The 13871-nt window shown below is 35.1% G+C and carries 17 protein-coding genes, 6 tRNA genes and 2 pseudogenes; 16 read left to right on the forward strand and 9 right to left on the reverse strand.

Going from position 1 to position 13871, the window contains the following annotated elements:
* Window positions 1-210 (reverse strand): annotated as a pseudogene (locus QW060_RS28625) (ATP-dependent zinc metalloprotease FtsH); the annotation flags it as partial.
* Window positions 165-467, reverse strand: a complete 303-nt coding sequence (locus QW060_RS28630) for an AAA family ATPase (RefSeq protein WP_397386120.1) — start codon at window positions 465-467, stop codon at window positions 165-167. The pseudogene QW060_RS28625 and the gene QW060_RS28630, both read right to left, overlap by 46 nt.
* On the opposite strand from QW060_RS28630, the gene QW060_RS28635 reads away from it, so the two are divergent.
* The 6 genes from QW060_RS28635 to QW060_RS20990 all read left to right on the forward strand — a co-directional run bounded on the left by QW060_RS28635 (window position 349) and on the right by QW060_RS20990 (window position 3493).
* Window positions 349-849, forward strand: coding sequence for a hypothetical protein (locus tag QW060_RS28635; RefSeq protein ID WP_397386121.1), 501 nt, complete (start codon window positions 349-351; stop codon window positions 847-849). The two genes, QW060_RS28630 and QW060_RS28635, sit on opposite strands and share 119 nt — an antisense overlap.
* Window positions 850-951: 102 nt before the next feature.
* The gene (locus QW060_RS20970; RefSeq protein WP_290365088.1) at window positions 952-1404 is read left to right on the forward strand and encodes a hypothetical protein; all 453 of its coding nucleotides are present in this window, start codon (window positions 952-954) and stop codon (window positions 1402-1404) included.
* Window positions 1385-1792: a phosphatidate cytidylyltransferase gene (locus QW060_RS20975; protein WP_290365089.1), complete on the forward strand. Its 408-nt coding sequence runs from the start codon at window positions 1385-1387 to the stop codon at window positions 1790-1792. Before QW060_RS20970 ends, QW060_RS20975 begins: the two co-directional genes overlap by 20 nt.
* Before the next feature lie 19 nt (window positions 1793-1811).
* Window positions 1812-2471: a phosphatidylserine decarboxylase family protein gene (locus tag QW060_RS20980; RefSeq protein WP_290363782.1), complete on the forward strand. Its 660-nt coding sequence runs from the start codon at window positions 1812-1814 to the stop codon at window positions 2469-2471.
* Between the two features lie 90 nt (window positions 2472-2561).
* Window positions 2562-2732 carry an acyl-CoA-binding protein gene (locus tag QW060_RS20985; protein ID WP_290365094.1) on the forward strand — a complete coding sequence of 57 codons (171 nt, stop codon included), beginning with the start codon at window positions 2562-2564 and terminating at the stop codon, window positions 2730-2732.
* Window positions 2729-3493 carry a superoxide dismutase gene (locus QW060_RS20990; RefSeq protein WP_290363784.1) on the forward strand — a complete coding sequence of 255 codons (765 nt, stop codon included), beginning with the start codon at window positions 2729-2731 and terminating at the stop codon, window positions 3491-3493. The genes QW060_RS20985 and QW060_RS20990 overlap by 4 nt, the downstream gene beginning before the upstream one ends.
* A 261-nt stretch (window positions 3494-3754) precedes the next feature.
* Here QW060_RS20990 and QW060_RS20995 read toward each other — a convergent pair whose 3' ends face one another.
* Entirely contained in the window at window positions 3755-6157 is a 2403-nt protein-coding gene (locus QW060_RS20995) for an outer membrane beta-barrel family protein (protein ID WP_290363785.1), read from the reverse strand.
* Window positions 6158-6365: 208 nt separating this feature from the next.
* On the opposite strand from QW060_RS20995, the gene QW060_RS21000 reads away from it, so the two are divergent.
* From QW060_RS21000 to QW060_RS21015, 4 genes are all read left to right on the forward strand, one after another.
* Window positions 6366-7730 carry a sensor histidine kinase gene (locus tag QW060_RS21000; protein ID WP_290363786.1) on the forward strand — a complete coding sequence of 455 codons (1365 nt, stop codon included), beginning with the start codon at window positions 6366-6368 and terminating at the stop codon, window positions 7728-7730.
* Complete coding sequence (locus QW060_RS21005) at window positions 7727-8416, forward strand: response regulator transcription factor (RefSeq protein ID WP_290363787.1); 690 nt, start codon at window positions 7727-7729, stop codon at window positions 8414-8416. Before QW060_RS21000 ends, QW060_RS21005 begins: the two co-directional genes overlap by 4 nt.
* 4 nt (window positions 8417-8420) lie before the next feature.
* A complete protein-coding gene (locus QW060_RS21010) occupies window positions 8421-8870 on the forward strand; it encodes a hypothetical protein (protein WP_290363788.1) in 450 nt (149 codons plus the stop codon).
* Window positions 8871-9176: 306 nt separating this feature from the next.
* Window positions 9177-9482, forward strand: coding sequence for a hypothetical protein (locus tag QW060_RS21015; protein ID WP_290363789.1), 306 nt, complete (start codon window positions 9177-9179; stop codon window positions 9480-9482).
* Window positions 9483-9564: 82 nt separating this feature from the next.
* Here the strand turns inward: QW060_RS21015 and QW060_RS21020 are convergent.
* Together QW060_RS21020 and QW060_RS21025 are read right to left on the reverse strand one after the other, a co-directional pair.
* Window positions 9565-9639, reverse strand: a tRNA-Pro gene (locus tag QW060_RS21020).
* Between the two features lie 27 nt (window positions 9640-9666).
* Window positions 9667-9744 (reverse strand) — tRNA-Pro (locus QW060_RS21025).
* Window positions 9745-9903: 159 nt separating this feature from the next.
* Between QW060_RS21025 and trxB the strand changes: the two are divergent.
* Window positions 9904-10853, forward strand: a pseudogene (trxB, locus tag QW060_RS21030) (thioredoxin-disulfide reductase).
* Window positions 10854-10907: 54 nt separating this feature from the next.
* On the opposite strand, the gene QW060_RS21035 reads toward trxB, so the two are convergent.
* From QW060_RS21035 to QW060_RS21050, 4 genes are all read right to left on the reverse strand, one after another.
* Window positions 10908-10980: transfer RNA gene (locus QW060_RS21035), tRNA-Phe, on the reverse strand.
* A gap of 27 nt (window positions 10981-11007) precedes the next feature.
* Window positions 11008-11080: transfer RNA gene (locus QW060_RS21040), tRNA-Phe, on the reverse strand.
* A 26-nt stretch (window positions 11081-11106) separates the two neighbouring features.
* Window positions 11107-11179: transfer RNA gene (locus tag QW060_RS21045), tRNA-Phe, on the reverse strand.
* 26 nt (window positions 11180-11205) lie between these two features.
* Window positions 11206-11278 (reverse strand) — tRNA-Phe (locus QW060_RS21050).
* A gap of 118 nt (window positions 11279-11396) precedes the next feature.
* On the opposite strand from QW060_RS21050, the gene QW060_RS21055 reads away from it, so the two are divergent.
* The 5 genes from QW060_RS21055 to QW060_RS21075 all read left to right on the forward strand — a co-directional run bounded on the left by QW060_RS21055 (window position 11397) and on the right by QW060_RS21075 (window position 13631).
* Window positions 11397-12152, forward strand: coding sequence for a type III pantothenate kinase (locus tag QW060_RS21055; protein WP_290363791.1), 756 nt, complete (start codon window positions 11397-11399; stop codon window positions 12150-12152).
* A gap of 105 nt (window positions 12153-12257) precedes the next feature.
* Entirely contained in the window at window positions 12258-12599 is a 342-nt protein-coding gene (locus QW060_RS21060) for a hypothetical protein (RefSeq protein ID WP_290365090.1), read from the forward strand.
* Entirely contained in the window at window positions 12596-12835 is a 240-nt protein-coding gene (locus QW060_RS21065) for a hypothetical protein (protein ID WP_290365091.1), read from the forward strand. Before QW060_RS21060 ends, QW060_RS21065 begins: the two co-directional genes overlap by 4 nt.
* Window positions 12836-12977: 142 nt before the next feature.
* Window positions 12978-13379, forward strand: coding sequence for a hypothetical protein (locus QW060_RS21070; RefSeq protein WP_290365092.1), 402 nt, complete (start codon window positions 12978-12980; stop codon window positions 13377-13379).
* A gap of 75 nt (window positions 13380-13454) precedes the next feature.
* On the forward strand, window positions 13455-13631 hold the full coding sequence (locus tag QW060_RS21075) for a hypothetical protein (protein WP_290365093.1): 177 nt from the start codon (window positions 13455-13457) through the stop codon (window positions 13629-13631).
* The last annotated feature ends 240 nt before the right edge of the window (window positions 13632-13871 follow it).

Genomic DNA, 13871 nt, shown 5'->3' on the forward strand with positions numbered 1-13871 from the left:
GCTGATGATTTTGTTTTTCTTTTCCAATCCACCTACAATCCTGTCTACGGCATCCAGAAAATCTTGTTTATCAACCTGTTTTTTATCTTTTCTTGCAGCAGTAAGAGCAGCTTCATTACATACATTGGCAATATCTGCTCCTGAGAATCCCGGAGTTTGTTTTGCTAAGAAGTCAATATCAAGATTGTCAACTTTTTTAATTTTACGCAAGTGTACTTCAAAGATTTGTTTTCTTTCACGAACATCTGGTAATTCAACATAAATCTGTCTGTCAATCGACCTGCACGCATCAGGGCACTGTCGAGTATCTCTGCACGGTTGGTAGCGGCCAATACAATAACATTGGTATTGGTTCCAAAACCATCCATTTCTTTAAAAGCTGATTCAGAGTGTTTTCGCGTTTCGTCGTTAGAACCCGAAAAATTACTTTTTCCTCTTGCACGACCGATAGCATCTATTTCATCAATAAAGATGATAGCAGGTGATTTTTTTTTGCCTGATAAAATCGTACCCCTTGATGAAGAATTTACTTTAAATTTTAAAAATAACGGAGGAAAATTTTTGTACTGTGAGAATGAAGAAGATCTAAACGAAACATTTATCAGCATTCTACAGGAAAATGATTGGTTTGAAATAGAGGCACAGACTTTCGAATTACCTTTACAATCTTATCTGATTGAGAATCGGTTACTTTATAAAAACCCGGTAAATCCTTTGTTTTTTCTCTGCAACTGTGAGGGTTTGATTTCTCAGGATGGATCTATCTTATTTTCATCTAAACAGTTCTTACACTATAAATCTAACGAACTGCCTAAAAACATTATTGTAATTGCAGAACAAGTCAGATAACACGTACCAAAAGTGACGGACTCAGAAAAATAAAATACAAATACGGTTCTAATATTCCTTCCAATATTACCACGCTGCAGTGTTTCAAAGAAAGAGTATCGGATGATTTCCTTCAATACGGAATCGAACCAAAAAATCTCTATTTATTACTTCTTGAAGATTTATAGAATGTCTGAAAATGTTATACGTTCCCTATCCGGCATTGTATATATACTTCTCCTAATAGGAGCAACATTATACAGCGACTGGACTTTTCAATTATTATTTCTTTTCTTTTTACTTACGGGTGTCTACGAATTTTCTAAACTCTATAGAATTCCTCTTAAAACAGCCGTTATAGCAACTGTTTTCAGCTTATTAGTGTTTTATTTGATCCGTACAAATTCAGATTTATCCGGATTATTATTGATTGGACTCCCCTTTTCTGCCTATCTGATTGCAGACCTGTTTAAAAATAAACTGGAAATAAAAGAAGCATCTTATATAAAAATCCTGTTTTTGTCAGGTTATATACTTATACCGTTTTTAATAACTGTTGCAACTGCCGTTTCTTAGCAATACTTATAATCCATTTATCATCATTGGTATTTTTATCTTAATATGGGTTAACGATACTTTTGCTTATATTTGTGGCAGGGCGTTTGGCAAGCATAAATTATATGAAAAGATTTCTCCCAAAAAAACAATTGAAGGATTTATCGGGGGGTTTATAGCCTCTGTCTGTGCAGCATGCATACTGAGTATTTACTTTCAGTATTTCACAGTCACAACGGGGATTATAAGCGCTCTAATATTAAGCTTATTTGGCACTATAGGTGATCTTGTTGAATCAAAATTCAAACGACAGGCACAGGTCAAAGACAGTGGTAATATTATGCCGGGACATGGCGGTATTCTGGATCGTTTGGACAGTGTATTATTCGCTGCTCCATTTATATTTTAATGTATCAAATTTTATTATAATGTTTCATAAAGAAGGCGCAAAAATAATTTTAGGATCTGTAATCGTTACTGTAGCACTTATTTTACTCGCAGATTATATCATTCCGGCTCAGCTACATTGGCTAAAAACATTTGTTCAGGTAGTAATGCTTGTATTTTTGATTATTGTACTTCAGTTTTTCAGAAATCCGAAGCGAAATGTTGATGCTATAGAAGATCATTTAATCCTTGCACCGGTAGATGGCAAAGTTGTTGTAATAGAAGAAGTGTTCGAACCAGAATATTTCAAAGACAAAAGGTTGATGGTGTCCATATTTATGTCACCCATCAATGTCCATGTTACAAGATATGCCTTAAACGGTATGGTAAAATATAGTAAATACCACCCGGGAAAATATTTAGTAGCATGGCATCCGAAAGCCAGCGAAGAAAATGAACGCACAACGGTTGTTATAGACAATCCTGTTTTCGGAGAGGTTATGTACCGTCAGATTGCAGGAGCACTGGCCAAACGAATCGTAAATTACGCGAAAGAAGGACAAAGAGCTATACAAGGTGAAGATGCAGGTTTTATCAAATTTGGTTCTCGGGTAGATTTATATCTGCCTTTAGGAACAAAATTAAATGTAGAACTGAAACAAAAAGCAAAAGGAAATAAAACAGTTATTGCCATAAAATAATGGACGATCAGCTCAATAAAGAATTTTTAAGAAGCATATAAGAAAGCCTCTTCTACAGATTCTAAAATACCGTCAGATGTAAAACTGAGAATTTACGCCTATTATAAACAGGCTACATCAGACACCCTACAAATGCATGATAACCAACAGGATGATCTTGTAAAAGCTTTTAAATTCAATGCATGGATGCAGATAAGCCATTTGACTAGTGAACAAGCAAAAATAGAATATATTAACCTGATAAAATCTTTAGAATTATGAAAAAAGTCTTTATTGCAAGTATTATAATTGCCGCTTTTATTAGTTGTAACAAAAAGTCAACTTTAGAAGAAGTAGATGTACCTCAGGCTACATCAACAACTACAACAAGTGAAACTACCTCAAATCCGAACGATGTAAAAGCAAACGAAGGAGCTTTCAAAATGTTAGGACTGAATTACGGGTATGCTGATCTTGAGCCTTATATGGATGCGAAAACAGTGGAAACACACTACGCAAAACACCATGTAGGATACACAAATAACCTTAATGAAGCTGTAAAAGGAACCGAGTTAGAATCTAAATCTATAGAAGAAATACTAATCGGAATCGATGGAAAAGACAGCTTTTTAAGAAATAATGCTGGAGGATATTATAACCACAACATCTTTTGGGAGATATTAGGTCCTAAAAAAGGTGGAAAACCAACAGGTAAAGCTGCAGAACTGATCACGAGAGATTTTGGTTCATACGATGCCTTTAAAGAGCAGTTTAAAAAAGCCGGAACTGGCGTATTCGGATCAGGATGGGCATGGTTGATTATGACAGATAACGGAGCGTTAAAAATCATTACAACGGCTAATCAGGACAATCCATTAATGGGCTTTCAGGAGATTAAAGGTTATCCTATCTTGAATCTTGATGTTTGGGAGCATGCTTATTATTTAAAGTATACGAACAAAAGAGCGGAGTATATAGATAATTACTTTAAACTGATAGATTGGGATAAAGTAAATTACAGAATCGATTTACACAGAAAATAAAAGATAAAAAAGAGGAATTTATATAAATTCCTCTTTTTTATTCAACAAAATGTAGAAACATTACACAAGGTTTCACATTAGAAAGAGTATTAGGGACCTATTTTCCTTATTTTTTTATAGTGGTATAAAATTTGAATTTATTATTACAAATAGTTAGAAAAAGAATTTACTTATACCACAGAAAAGTTTATTAAGTGAATAGTAGTAGTTAATGTAGTTTTTTAAAAATAGGCGTTTCTTATGAACCGCCTATTTTTTATTTTATAACCTTTGCTGTTCTTCTGTTTTATTCCGGCTCTCAACATTCTTTATTTTCTGATTTCCTATATTGTATTTAAAACCAATCCGAAAACTTTGACTGTCGCTGTAGTCATTAAAATAATTAAACTGATTGGCATAGTTGGTAGATACAGTTTGTTTTTCTCCTCTGTAAATATCTGAGAATATCACAGAGAACTCCCCTTTTCCATCAAAAAGCAGTTTTCTGAAACTGACAGACAAACTGGAAAAAGAGCTTATTGTAAAAGTTCCCTGCACAGAAGGTGACGTATAAAACCCATTGACCTCAGCTGTAAAATCTTTTTTTGCATTCAGATTAAACCGATTGTTGATACTTGAACTAAATTGCAGCCGCTCATTTTTATAAAACTGACCGTCCAATCCCTGAAAAGTATCCTGTACATAATTGAGGCTGGTCTGAATACCCGATTGCCACCATGAAAAAAAATCAATACTGGTATTAAAATCGAGTCCGTAACCTGTTTTCCTTTTTATATTGGTAAATTTATATACCAGCGTATTTGTTTCATAATCCTGATACGATATCTCCATAGCCGGGTTGCTTTCATTTCGATAATACAGATCAAAATTATAGTTACCAGCCAGAGTGTACAACAAACTGATATTGTTAATGATTGCCGGTTTTAAATCCGGATCTCCCGTGAAGTAAGAATACCGGTTATAATAAGACCGGAATGGATTAAGCCAGCTGTATTGTGGTCTGCTTATGCGCTTACTGTAAGATATACCAATCTCATGTCCTTCAGTTGGTTTATATAAACCATAAACAGAAGGAAAAAGCTTGAAATAGTTTTGCTTATTGATTTCATCAATTGTTTCTGAATTTCCTTCCAATGATGTATATTCTCCTCTGAGCCCTGCTTTAAAACTCCATTTATCTATTTCTTTTGCATAGCTTACATACCCGGCATAAATCATTTCCTTGTACAGAAAGCGGCTTGTTCTCTCAGCATTTCCTACAAGCATTCCTGCTTTTTCATCTTTAAAATCTAATGTATTATCCGCTTTTACACGTCCCCATTTCACTCCTGCTTCCCAGGTTTCATCGTTCTTTTCACGCATATAATCACCTTGTACAGAAAAAAGTCTGATGTTCTGTATATTGTCACTTACAAACCGCATTTTACGATAAGGCTCATCATCCGGCAAAGAAAATAAGGATGTGATATCCTGATATTCCTTATTAAAATATCTTGTATAATCAGATAAAAAAGATAGTTTTTCTTTTTCCCCCAGTTTATATTCATATCCCAGATTATAGGCACTTGTCTTTTGAGGATCTTTTCTATCATTACGCGTGGTATAGAGAGAATCCAATACACTATTTCCATTATAGATATAGGTAGGAACATTATAGGTTCCGTAATTATTAGTGCTAATAAAACCGTTGGTGCCTAAGGTTACCGATTGAAGACTATCTATGGCATACTCTGCTGAAAGTCTGTATGCATTCTGAGACAATGATTTATTTTTTCGGTTCAGAAAACTTATCCATTCAGATGTAGTTTTCTTTTCATCATCCATATAGCGGATTACGTCTTTACTCTGTCTGTAATAAGTACCTGTGCCACGACTATAACCACCAGACAAAGTAAGTTTTTTTGTTTTATAATTTTGAGAAGTACTCACTACGCCTTTTGGATACATCGATTGTACATAAGCTCCGCTAACAGAAGCTTTATAGCCTTCCATTATATTCTTTTTCATGCTGATGTTAAGAATTGCACCTCCCTGGGCTTCATATTTTGCTGGCGGATTCGTAATTACTTCTATGGAATAAATATTTTCTCCCTGAGTATTTTCTAAAAGCTGTTTTAACTCTTCTCCTGTCAGATACACTTTTTTATCATTTATTGTAATCAGAATGGAACTGCTTCCTCTTACGGATAGAGATTCTCCGGCAGAGACCATTACACCTGGCGTTTTCTTAAGAATTTCCCATGCATTGTCTGCAGCCAAAACGGAACCTTCAATAGTAAACTCCAATCGATCTATTTTCCGCTTTATTACTGGTTTTTTATAATGTATGATCATATCCTCCATCAAAGTAGTTTCTTCTTCAAGGATAACTACCGGGAGTACCTGATCAGATTCCAGAATAATATGTTGTTCATAATCCGTGTAACCGAAAGCTGCGATCTTCAGAACATACATTCCTTTTTGCAACTTATCGATTTCAAAAAATCCTTTTTCATCTGTTACAGAGTTTTTATAATCTAATGAATCTGCCATGTTTATTATGGCTATATCAGCAAACGAAAGCAACTCTTTTTTTGAGTTCTGAACAGATCCTGAAAGTTTGATTACCGGCTGAGCAAAGCTCATAAAAGGCATTATCAAAATGAATAGAATGTACTTTTTCATCATTATATGGTTTTGGAGCAAATCTCTGTAACTTGTCTGGTATTATGGGTTAAGAATGGGTTAATGAGAGGTTAATCCTTAAAGAAAAAAAAGAAGTTTTAGGCAAAGATTATTGAGGCATTCTACAGAATAACCTATTTTAGGTTAATGCAAGGTTAATACCTTATCTATCTGTATTGTATCTTAATAAGATTCGTAGTTTTGTTATATGAAAAGAAAAATTGCTTTCCTTATTGTTGGCTGTATTTTTACCGTTGTAGCTCTTGCAGCCATACAGGGATATTTTATTTACAACACGTATGCTCTTAAAGAGAAAGAGATTAACGCAGAAGTTAAAAAGCAACTTTTTGAATTAGAAGATACACCCGAATATACAGCACTAGATGATGAATGGATGGAAAAAGCAGCCGGGTTTCTTAAAGATTATAAAGACAAAACAATAAACCGGGAAGTCTATAAAAAGCTTATTACACAAACAGCTGACTCACTCTCTGCCGTTTTACATCAGTTTATGCAGACTCAGGAAATTTATCAAAAATATAAAATAGGGTATGCAATTTATATGACGTCGGCTACTGTTACCCAAAACGGCAAAACCGATACTATATTCAATGGAAAAATCCGGACATTAGGGAACACGGTGAAAAGTAAAAATGAAATTTCTTTTGCTTCCGGTAAATGGCAAACGAGTTCAATAAAACGCGAAGAGCTATCAAACAAAAAATCCTTAGAAGATTATTCGCTTGAAATAAGAACACAGCGATATTACAGCATTGAAAACTGGGAAAAAATTGTCATGGGAAAAATGATTGGCTTGCTTTTATTCTCCTTACTGTTATTGTCTTTTGTAGTGGGTTTGTTTTATTTATCCATCAAGAATTTGATTACTGAAAAAAAGATATCCTCAGTAAAGACCGATTTTATTAATAATATCACACATGAATTCCAAACACCTCTTGCAACCATAGATATTGCTATAAAGACATTACAACAGAAAGAGAAACAGTTGAGTCCTGAGCATCATCAAAATACTTTATCAATCATCAAACGGCAGAATGAACGTTTGCAAAAATTATTCATACAGATTACAGAAGCTTCTTTTGCATCAGAGATAGTTGCCTTTAAACAGGAAAAAACCGTAATGAGCAATGAGATAGATGCCATCATATATGATTTTCAAATATCAAAACCCAATATTACCATTCACCATATCGCGTCTGCTGAAAATATCTTGTTAAAGATGGATCATTTTCATTTGAATACGATTATTGTGAACCTGTTGGATAATGCAGTAAAATACGGAGCTCGACATATAGAAACGACCTTAACTATCAGTGAAAATCATTTTACGTTTTCTATAAAAGATGACGGTCGCGGTATATCTGAAAAGCATCATAAGTTGATTTTTGAAAAATTTTACAGAATAGAAAAAGGCAACATTCATACAACAAAGGGGCTTGGATTAGGTCTGTTTTATGTTAAACAACTTATTATAGCCTACGGAGGCAGCATAACCGTGAAGAGCGAAGCTGGAAAAGGAGCTCTTTTTAGTATATCAATTCCCTTATTATGAAACATATTTTATTAACAGAAGATGATGGTGACTATGCTTCAATCTTACAGCAGTATTTAGAAATCTCAGGTTTTAAGGTTACCTGGGCAAAAGATGGCAAGGAGGCACTGAATATCTTAAAAGATTTGTCACCTGATATCTGTATATTGGATGTGATGATGCCCGAAATGGACGGATTTACTCTTGCCGAAAATATTATAAGCAAAAACCCCGGTATTCCGTTTCTTTTTTTAACCGCAAAAGGACTAAAGGAAGATAAAATAAGGGGACTAAAGCTTGGAGCAGATGATTATGTAGTAAAACCATTTGAAGTGAATGAGCTTATATTGCGCATCCGGAATATTATTAAGCGCTCTCAAAAAGCAACGGCAACTGTAGATCTTGAAGAGAAAATTTTAATCGGAAGTTACAGTTACGATCCTAAAAATTACGTCATCTCCCATAAAGACGATCGATATCGCATTACCGAAAAGGAAGCTCTGCTTCTGCAGTTTTTATACCAACATAAAAACACACTCATCAGAAGAGAAGATATTCTTAAAGAAGTCTGGGGAGCTGATGATTTCTTCTCCGGAAGAAGTATGGATGTTTTTATCAGCCGTCTTCGTAAATATTTTAGCAATGACCCAACCATATCAATTACCAGCATCCGTGGAATAGGACTTGAATTTAATATTAAAAACTAATATCATGAAAATAATGTATCTTTTAGCGTTTATATTGCTTTCCTTTTTAGCAAACGCACAGACAACAACGGTTACTACGCAGTTTTCAAGTAGTACAAGTACTCATAGTGACCCAAAATCAAAAGACAAGGTTGTAGTAAAAAATTCTCAAACCAACAGTTCAGTATCAATCTCAAATTCAGACAGTCGCTATCAATTAAAGGCTTCTTTTGACGCTCATAAAAAGGAAGCGCTTAAAAAGTTATTGCAGCAGTATCTGGAGAATGAATATCTCCTGTCAGATTCCAAAAAACAAGAATGGAAAAAAGAAGAAAAAGGTAAAACAGCGTACGAAGTACTATTACAGGAAAACAGATTAAAAATTAATGTTGACAAAGAGTTAAACTCATCATCATTTTCTGAAAAAATGGTACTGCTCGGAGAAAAAATTTCAGATCTTATCAGTAATCAGTAATCCGGCTTTATTAAATAGTTCAATACAGACTTACAGCTAAGCATCAGGAAATAGTGTTTAATCCCCTAAAATACTTAGGGGATTTTTTCTTTATACCCCTCCATTAAAAAAGAATAAATCTACCCTAATTAATGAATACACTGGAGTATTTAGCCGAAGTTTATCGTAATTCTTACCGGGATTATCATTTAAATATCCCATATAAAAAATATAAATCCATACCTATACAATAAAAAACAAAAAAAATTAACATTATTTTAAAATAAATTTATTAAATTTAACATTAATAACCTAAAATTATATATTATGAAAAAATTATTATTCCTTATGGCATTAAGCTTCTTTATGTCTTTAAATGCTTTGGCGGCTTCACCGATTGGAAGTGGAAGTACTCCTTGCGGAGGTAATGCTTCTATACGTCATTTTTTTTACACCAATTTCTGGGCAGGTGAAAAAACCTATTACGGGCCTTATTATTACTTTAACTCATTAGAAGATGCATCGAGTTATATCATACAGACTTATCCGCCGGTACATTTACCAAATGTCCCAAGTGGTGGAGCAACTGTAATGTGTTATATGGTGGTTACACCTCCTGTTTGTTGTCCGTAATGACTGTTATAAAATCTTCTAAGAAAGAAGTCTAATCATTTAAAACAAAAAGCCAGAATAGAATCTATTCTGGCTTTTTTTGTCGGGGTGGCAGGATTCGAACCTGCGGCCTCCTGCTCCCAAAGCAGGCGCGATAACCGGGCTACGCTACACCCCGAAGGTTATCTGTATTTTTGAAATAAATTGGTCGGGGTGGCAGGATTCGAACCTGCGGCCTCCTGCTCCCAAAGCAGGCGCGATAACCGGGCTACGCTACACCCCGTCTTTTTATTTCGTTTGCAAATGTAATGCTAATTTTATTCCCACCAAATAAAAAAGTAAAAAAAATTTCTATAACAGGATAAGATACTGATATAGAATCTCCTTTATTATATCAGTCAAAAAAGCTATTTTTGTAACTGAAAAATTAAAACATCTATTTATGTCAACAAATATAGAGCATGTAAAATGCTTAATCATTGGTTCCGGTCCGGCAGGATATACAGCTGCCATTTATGCTGCACGTGCCAACATGGCTCCTGTACTTTATCAGGGAATGCAACCGGGAGGCCAACTAACCACAACAAATGAAGTAGAAAATTTCCCTGGATATCCGGATGGTGTTACAGGCCCTGAAATGATGATTCAATTGAAAGCACAGGCTGAACGTTTCGGTTCACAGGTAAGAGATGGCTGGGCTACAAAAGTTGATTTTTCTGAAAGAATCAAAAAAGTATGGATCAACGATACAATTGAAATTCATGCAGATACTGTAATCATCAGTACAGGAGCTACAGCAAAATATTTAGGACTACCTTCAGAACAGCATTACCTTCAGATGGGTGGCGGTGTCTCTGCCTGTGCAGTATGCGACGGATTCTTCTACAGAAATCAGGAAGTAGTAATTGTAGGTGCCGGAGACAGCGCATGTGAAGAAGCGCATTATTTGTCTAATCTTTGTAAAAAAGTAACAATGATTGTGCGTTCTGATAAATTCAGAGCTTCTAAAATTATGGAAGAACGTGTACGCAAAACACCAAACATCGAAATATTGATGAATACAGTAACAGAAGAAGTCATTGGTGACGGCCAGCTCGTAACTGCTATCAAGGTAAAAAATATTGTTACTAATGAAATTACAGAAATTCCTGCTACCGGATTTTTTTTGTAGCTATCGGACACAAACCGAATACGGATATTTTTAAAGATTATTTAGAAATGGACAGTGTCGGATATCTTATTACAAAAGGAAAAACTTCTAAGACAAATGTAGACGGTGTTTTTGCCTGTGGAGATGTACAGGACAGCGAATACAGACAGGCTGTTACTGCAGCAGGATCAGGTTGTATCGCAGCACTTGATGCAGAACGTTACTTAGGAAACCTTTCATAAGGTTTTCAAGGATGATAAAATAAAAAAAGACGGTTTACAAACCGTCTTTTTTTGTGGTACCTCCAGGAATCGAACCAGGGACACACGGATTTTCAGTCCGTTGCTCTACCAACTGAGCTAAGGTACCAAGTATTACTACTTGTTTTGTTCTTTGTGGTACCTCCAGGAATCGAACCAGGGACACACGGATTTTCAGTCCGTTGCTCTACCAACTGAGCTAAGGTACCAAGTATTACTACTTGTTTTATTCTTGTGGTACCTCCAGGAATCGAACCAGGGACACACGGATTTTCAGTCCGTTGCTCTACCAACTGAGCTAAGGTACCAAGTATTGCTACTTGTTTTATTTTTGTGGTACCTCCAGGAATCGAACCAGGGACACACGGATTTTCAGTCCGTTGCTCTACCAACTGAGCTAAGGTACCTTTTACAAGGCTTTCACTTTTTAAAAGCGATTGCAAATATAGTAGGTTTTTTTTATGAATACCTAATATTTACTAAAAAATGTTTGCTTAACTTTGTCTTCAATTCGAATAAGAATAAATGAATATAGCCATTGACATAGGCAACACAAGAACCAAAGTTGCTGTATATGAAAACAATACTATCCAACACATTCACATATTTCCTCAAGAAGATTTCAGAAAAAAAATTACAGAAATTTTAAATGACAATCCTGAAAAAGCTCAAATTGTATTGTCAAATGTTGGAAAATTGAAGGAAGATGATGTGATCTGGCTCGAAGAAATAAGTCATCTAACGACGATTAGCGCTGTATCACCCAGCCCGTTTAACAACCTATACGCTACTCCACTCACATTAGGCATCGACCGTATGGTTTTAGCAAGCGGTGCTACTTTAAAATATCCTCAACAAAACCGGTTGGTAATCGACGCAGGAACCTGTATAACGTATGATTTCATCACTAAAGACAACGATTATTTAGGAGGAGCTATAACTCCGGGATTTCTCTTAAAGTATAAAAGCCTTAATGACTATACGGCTCGGCTCCCCTTACTGAACCTTCAGGAGTTTCATCCTCTTATCGGAAACAGTACGGAACAGTCTATTCAGTCAGGAATTATTAACGGCACAATTAATGAAATAGACGGATTTATCGATCAGTACAGGCTAAAATATAACAATTTAACAGTAATTTTAACAGGCGGCGATGCGGATTTTTTGGCTAAAAGATTAAAAAATACCATCTTTGCCCATTCAAACTTTTTATTAGAAAGTTTAATATTACATCATCAATATATAATTGAAAATGATAAAGAAAATCATATTAAGCTTTAGCTTATTGGCAGGTATCACTACATTTGCTCAGCAGGGAACAGCTTCACCTTATTCTGCTTTTGGCGTAGTGACGTAAAGTTCAAAGGTACTCACGAAGTAAAGAGTATGGGCGGACTTGCCATATATCAGGACAGTTTGCATATAAACACACTAAACCCGGCTTCATATGCAAAACTGCAATCGACTGCTTTTACCATTGGTTTTACCAATACTTCAACCAATATCGCATCTCAAAACAGCTCTTCTAAAGCCACACGAAATTCTTTTGATTATTTTGCATTAGCCTTTCCTGCAGGAAAATTCGGAATGGCATTCGGAATCATGCCTTATTCATTTGTAGGTTATAACATTCAGAATAAAGCACAGGAAAATGAATTTACAGTTTCAAGACAATATCTGGGAGATGGAGGTATCAACCGTGCCTTCTTCGAATCGGATATGAAGTGAACAAACAATTGAACATCGGAGCTGAATTTGCTTATAATTTTGGAGATACAGAGTTAAGCAATACCAAGTTCATTATTGACGACGGAACAGGATTCGCTATTGACCGAGGAAGCCGAAAATTATTGCGAAACAATTACTCGGGTATGACGGTCAATACATCAGTAAACTATACACAACCATTACAAGACAAAATAAAACTGCAAATCGGGCTACATTCAGTCCACAATCCTCCTTAAAAAACAACCAGGAAGTAAATATTGCTACTGTCAATGCTTCAAACGGAAGTGTAATTGATGAAGAATCATCTACAAACTACGAAAACAAACTTGTATTTCCTATGAAATACTCTGTAGGAACCGGAATCGGTGATCCGAACAAATGGTTTGTCGGGTCGAATATACGGCAACACAAAACTCAAAATTAAACAATCATCTTCAGACGGCAACTTCTTCATTTAGCAACGGACACAAAGTGAGCTTTGGAGGTTTTTATACTCCGCATCATATTTCTTTTACTAATTACCTGAGCCGCGTTACTTACCGCGCCGGAGGAAAATATGAAAAAACAGGTTTGGCAATCAACAATCAGGAAGTAAATGATTTTTCTGTAAATATCGGAGTTGGATTACCAATCTCAAGAAATATTTCAAACCTTAATATCGGATTGGAATACGGACAAAGAGGTACAAAATCAGCAGGGTTGATTCGCGAAAACTATTTCAATTTATCCATAGGTCTTTCTTTCAACGACAAGTGGTTTACAAAACGAAGATTTGAATAAAACTTTGAAAAATAAGTATTCACATATTTTTTCTGTGCTATCGTCTCCTTAAATCTCATTGGGTGTGATAACGATATGAAAGACATTCAAAATTTGAATGCTGTAAAATTATATCCGGCTGGAGAAACAGAAAACATCAACGTAAAATACACCGATTCAGCAAAAATAAAAGCCATTCTGGTTTCTAAAAAATGCTGGATTATTCAAATGCGAAATATCCTTTCAACTATTTCCCGAACAAAGTACACGTAACCGTTTTTGACGAGCATAAAAAAAAACATTATATAGAGGCTGATAAAGCTACTACATTATAACAAAACAAATATCATTGATCTTAAAGGCAATGTAAAAATCACCACCAGTGATGGAAAGATAATGCAGACACAGCAATTGTATTATGACCAGAAACATAACTGGTTTTTTACAGAAGCCAATTTAAGATTACCGATCCGAACAAAAGCTATTTTGAAGGAATCGGAATTGATTTTGACA

This window comes from Paenimyroides ceti (assembly GCF_030409925.1).

What these genes read in the sequence shown, in the direction of transcription:
- QW060_RS20970 (WP_290365088.1), top strand. Translation starts at nt 952, where the DNA reads ATGATTTCCTTCAATACGGAATCGAACCAAAAAATCTCTATTTATTAC.
- QW060_RS20980 (WP_290363782.1), top strand. Translation starts at nt 1,812, where the DNA reads ATGTTTCATAAAGAAGGCGCAAAAATAATTTTAGGATCTGTAATCGTT.
- QW060_RS20990 (WP_290363784.1), top strand. Translation starts at nt 2,729, where the DNA reads ATGAAAAAAGTCTTTATTGCAAGTATTATAATTGCCGCTTTTATTAGT.
- QW060_RS20995 (WP_290363785.1), bottom strand. Translation starts at nt 6,157, where the DNA reads ATGAAAAAGTACATTCTATTCATTTTGATAATGCCTTTTATGAGCTTT.
- QW060_RS21000 (WP_290363786.1), top strand. Translation starts at nt 6,366, where the DNA reads ATGAAAAGAAAAATTGCTTTCCTTATTGTTGGCTGTATTTTTACCGTT.
- QW060_RS21005 (WP_290363787.1), top strand. Translation starts at nt 7,727, where the DNA reads ATGAAACATATTTTATTAACAGAAGATGATGGTGACTATGCTTCAATC.
- QW060_RS21010 (WP_290363788.1), top strand. Translation starts at nt 8,421, where the DNA reads ATGAAAATAATGTATCTTTTAGCGTTTATATTGCTTTCCTTTTTAGCA.
- QW060_RS21015 (WP_290363789.1), top strand. Translation starts at nt 9,177, where the DNA reads ATGAAAAAATTATTATTCCTTATGGCATTAAGCTTCTTTATGTCTTTA.
- QW060_RS21055 (WP_290363791.1), top strand. Translation starts at nt 11,397, where the DNA reads ATGAATATAGCCATTGACATAGGCAACACAAGAACCAAAGTTGCTGTA.
- QW060_RS21060 (WP_290365090.1), top strand. Translation starts at nt 12,258, where the DNA reads ATGGGCGGACTTGCCATATATCAGGACAGTTTGCATATAAACACACTA.
- QW060_RS21070 (WP_290365092.1), top strand. Translation starts at nt 12,978, where the DNA reads ATGGTTTGTCGGGTCGAATATACGGCAACACAAAACTCAAAATTAAAC.
- QW060_RS21075 (WP_290365093.1), top strand. Translation starts at nt 13,455, where the DNA reads ATGAAAGACATTCAAAATTTGAATGCTGTAAAATTATATCCGGCTGGA.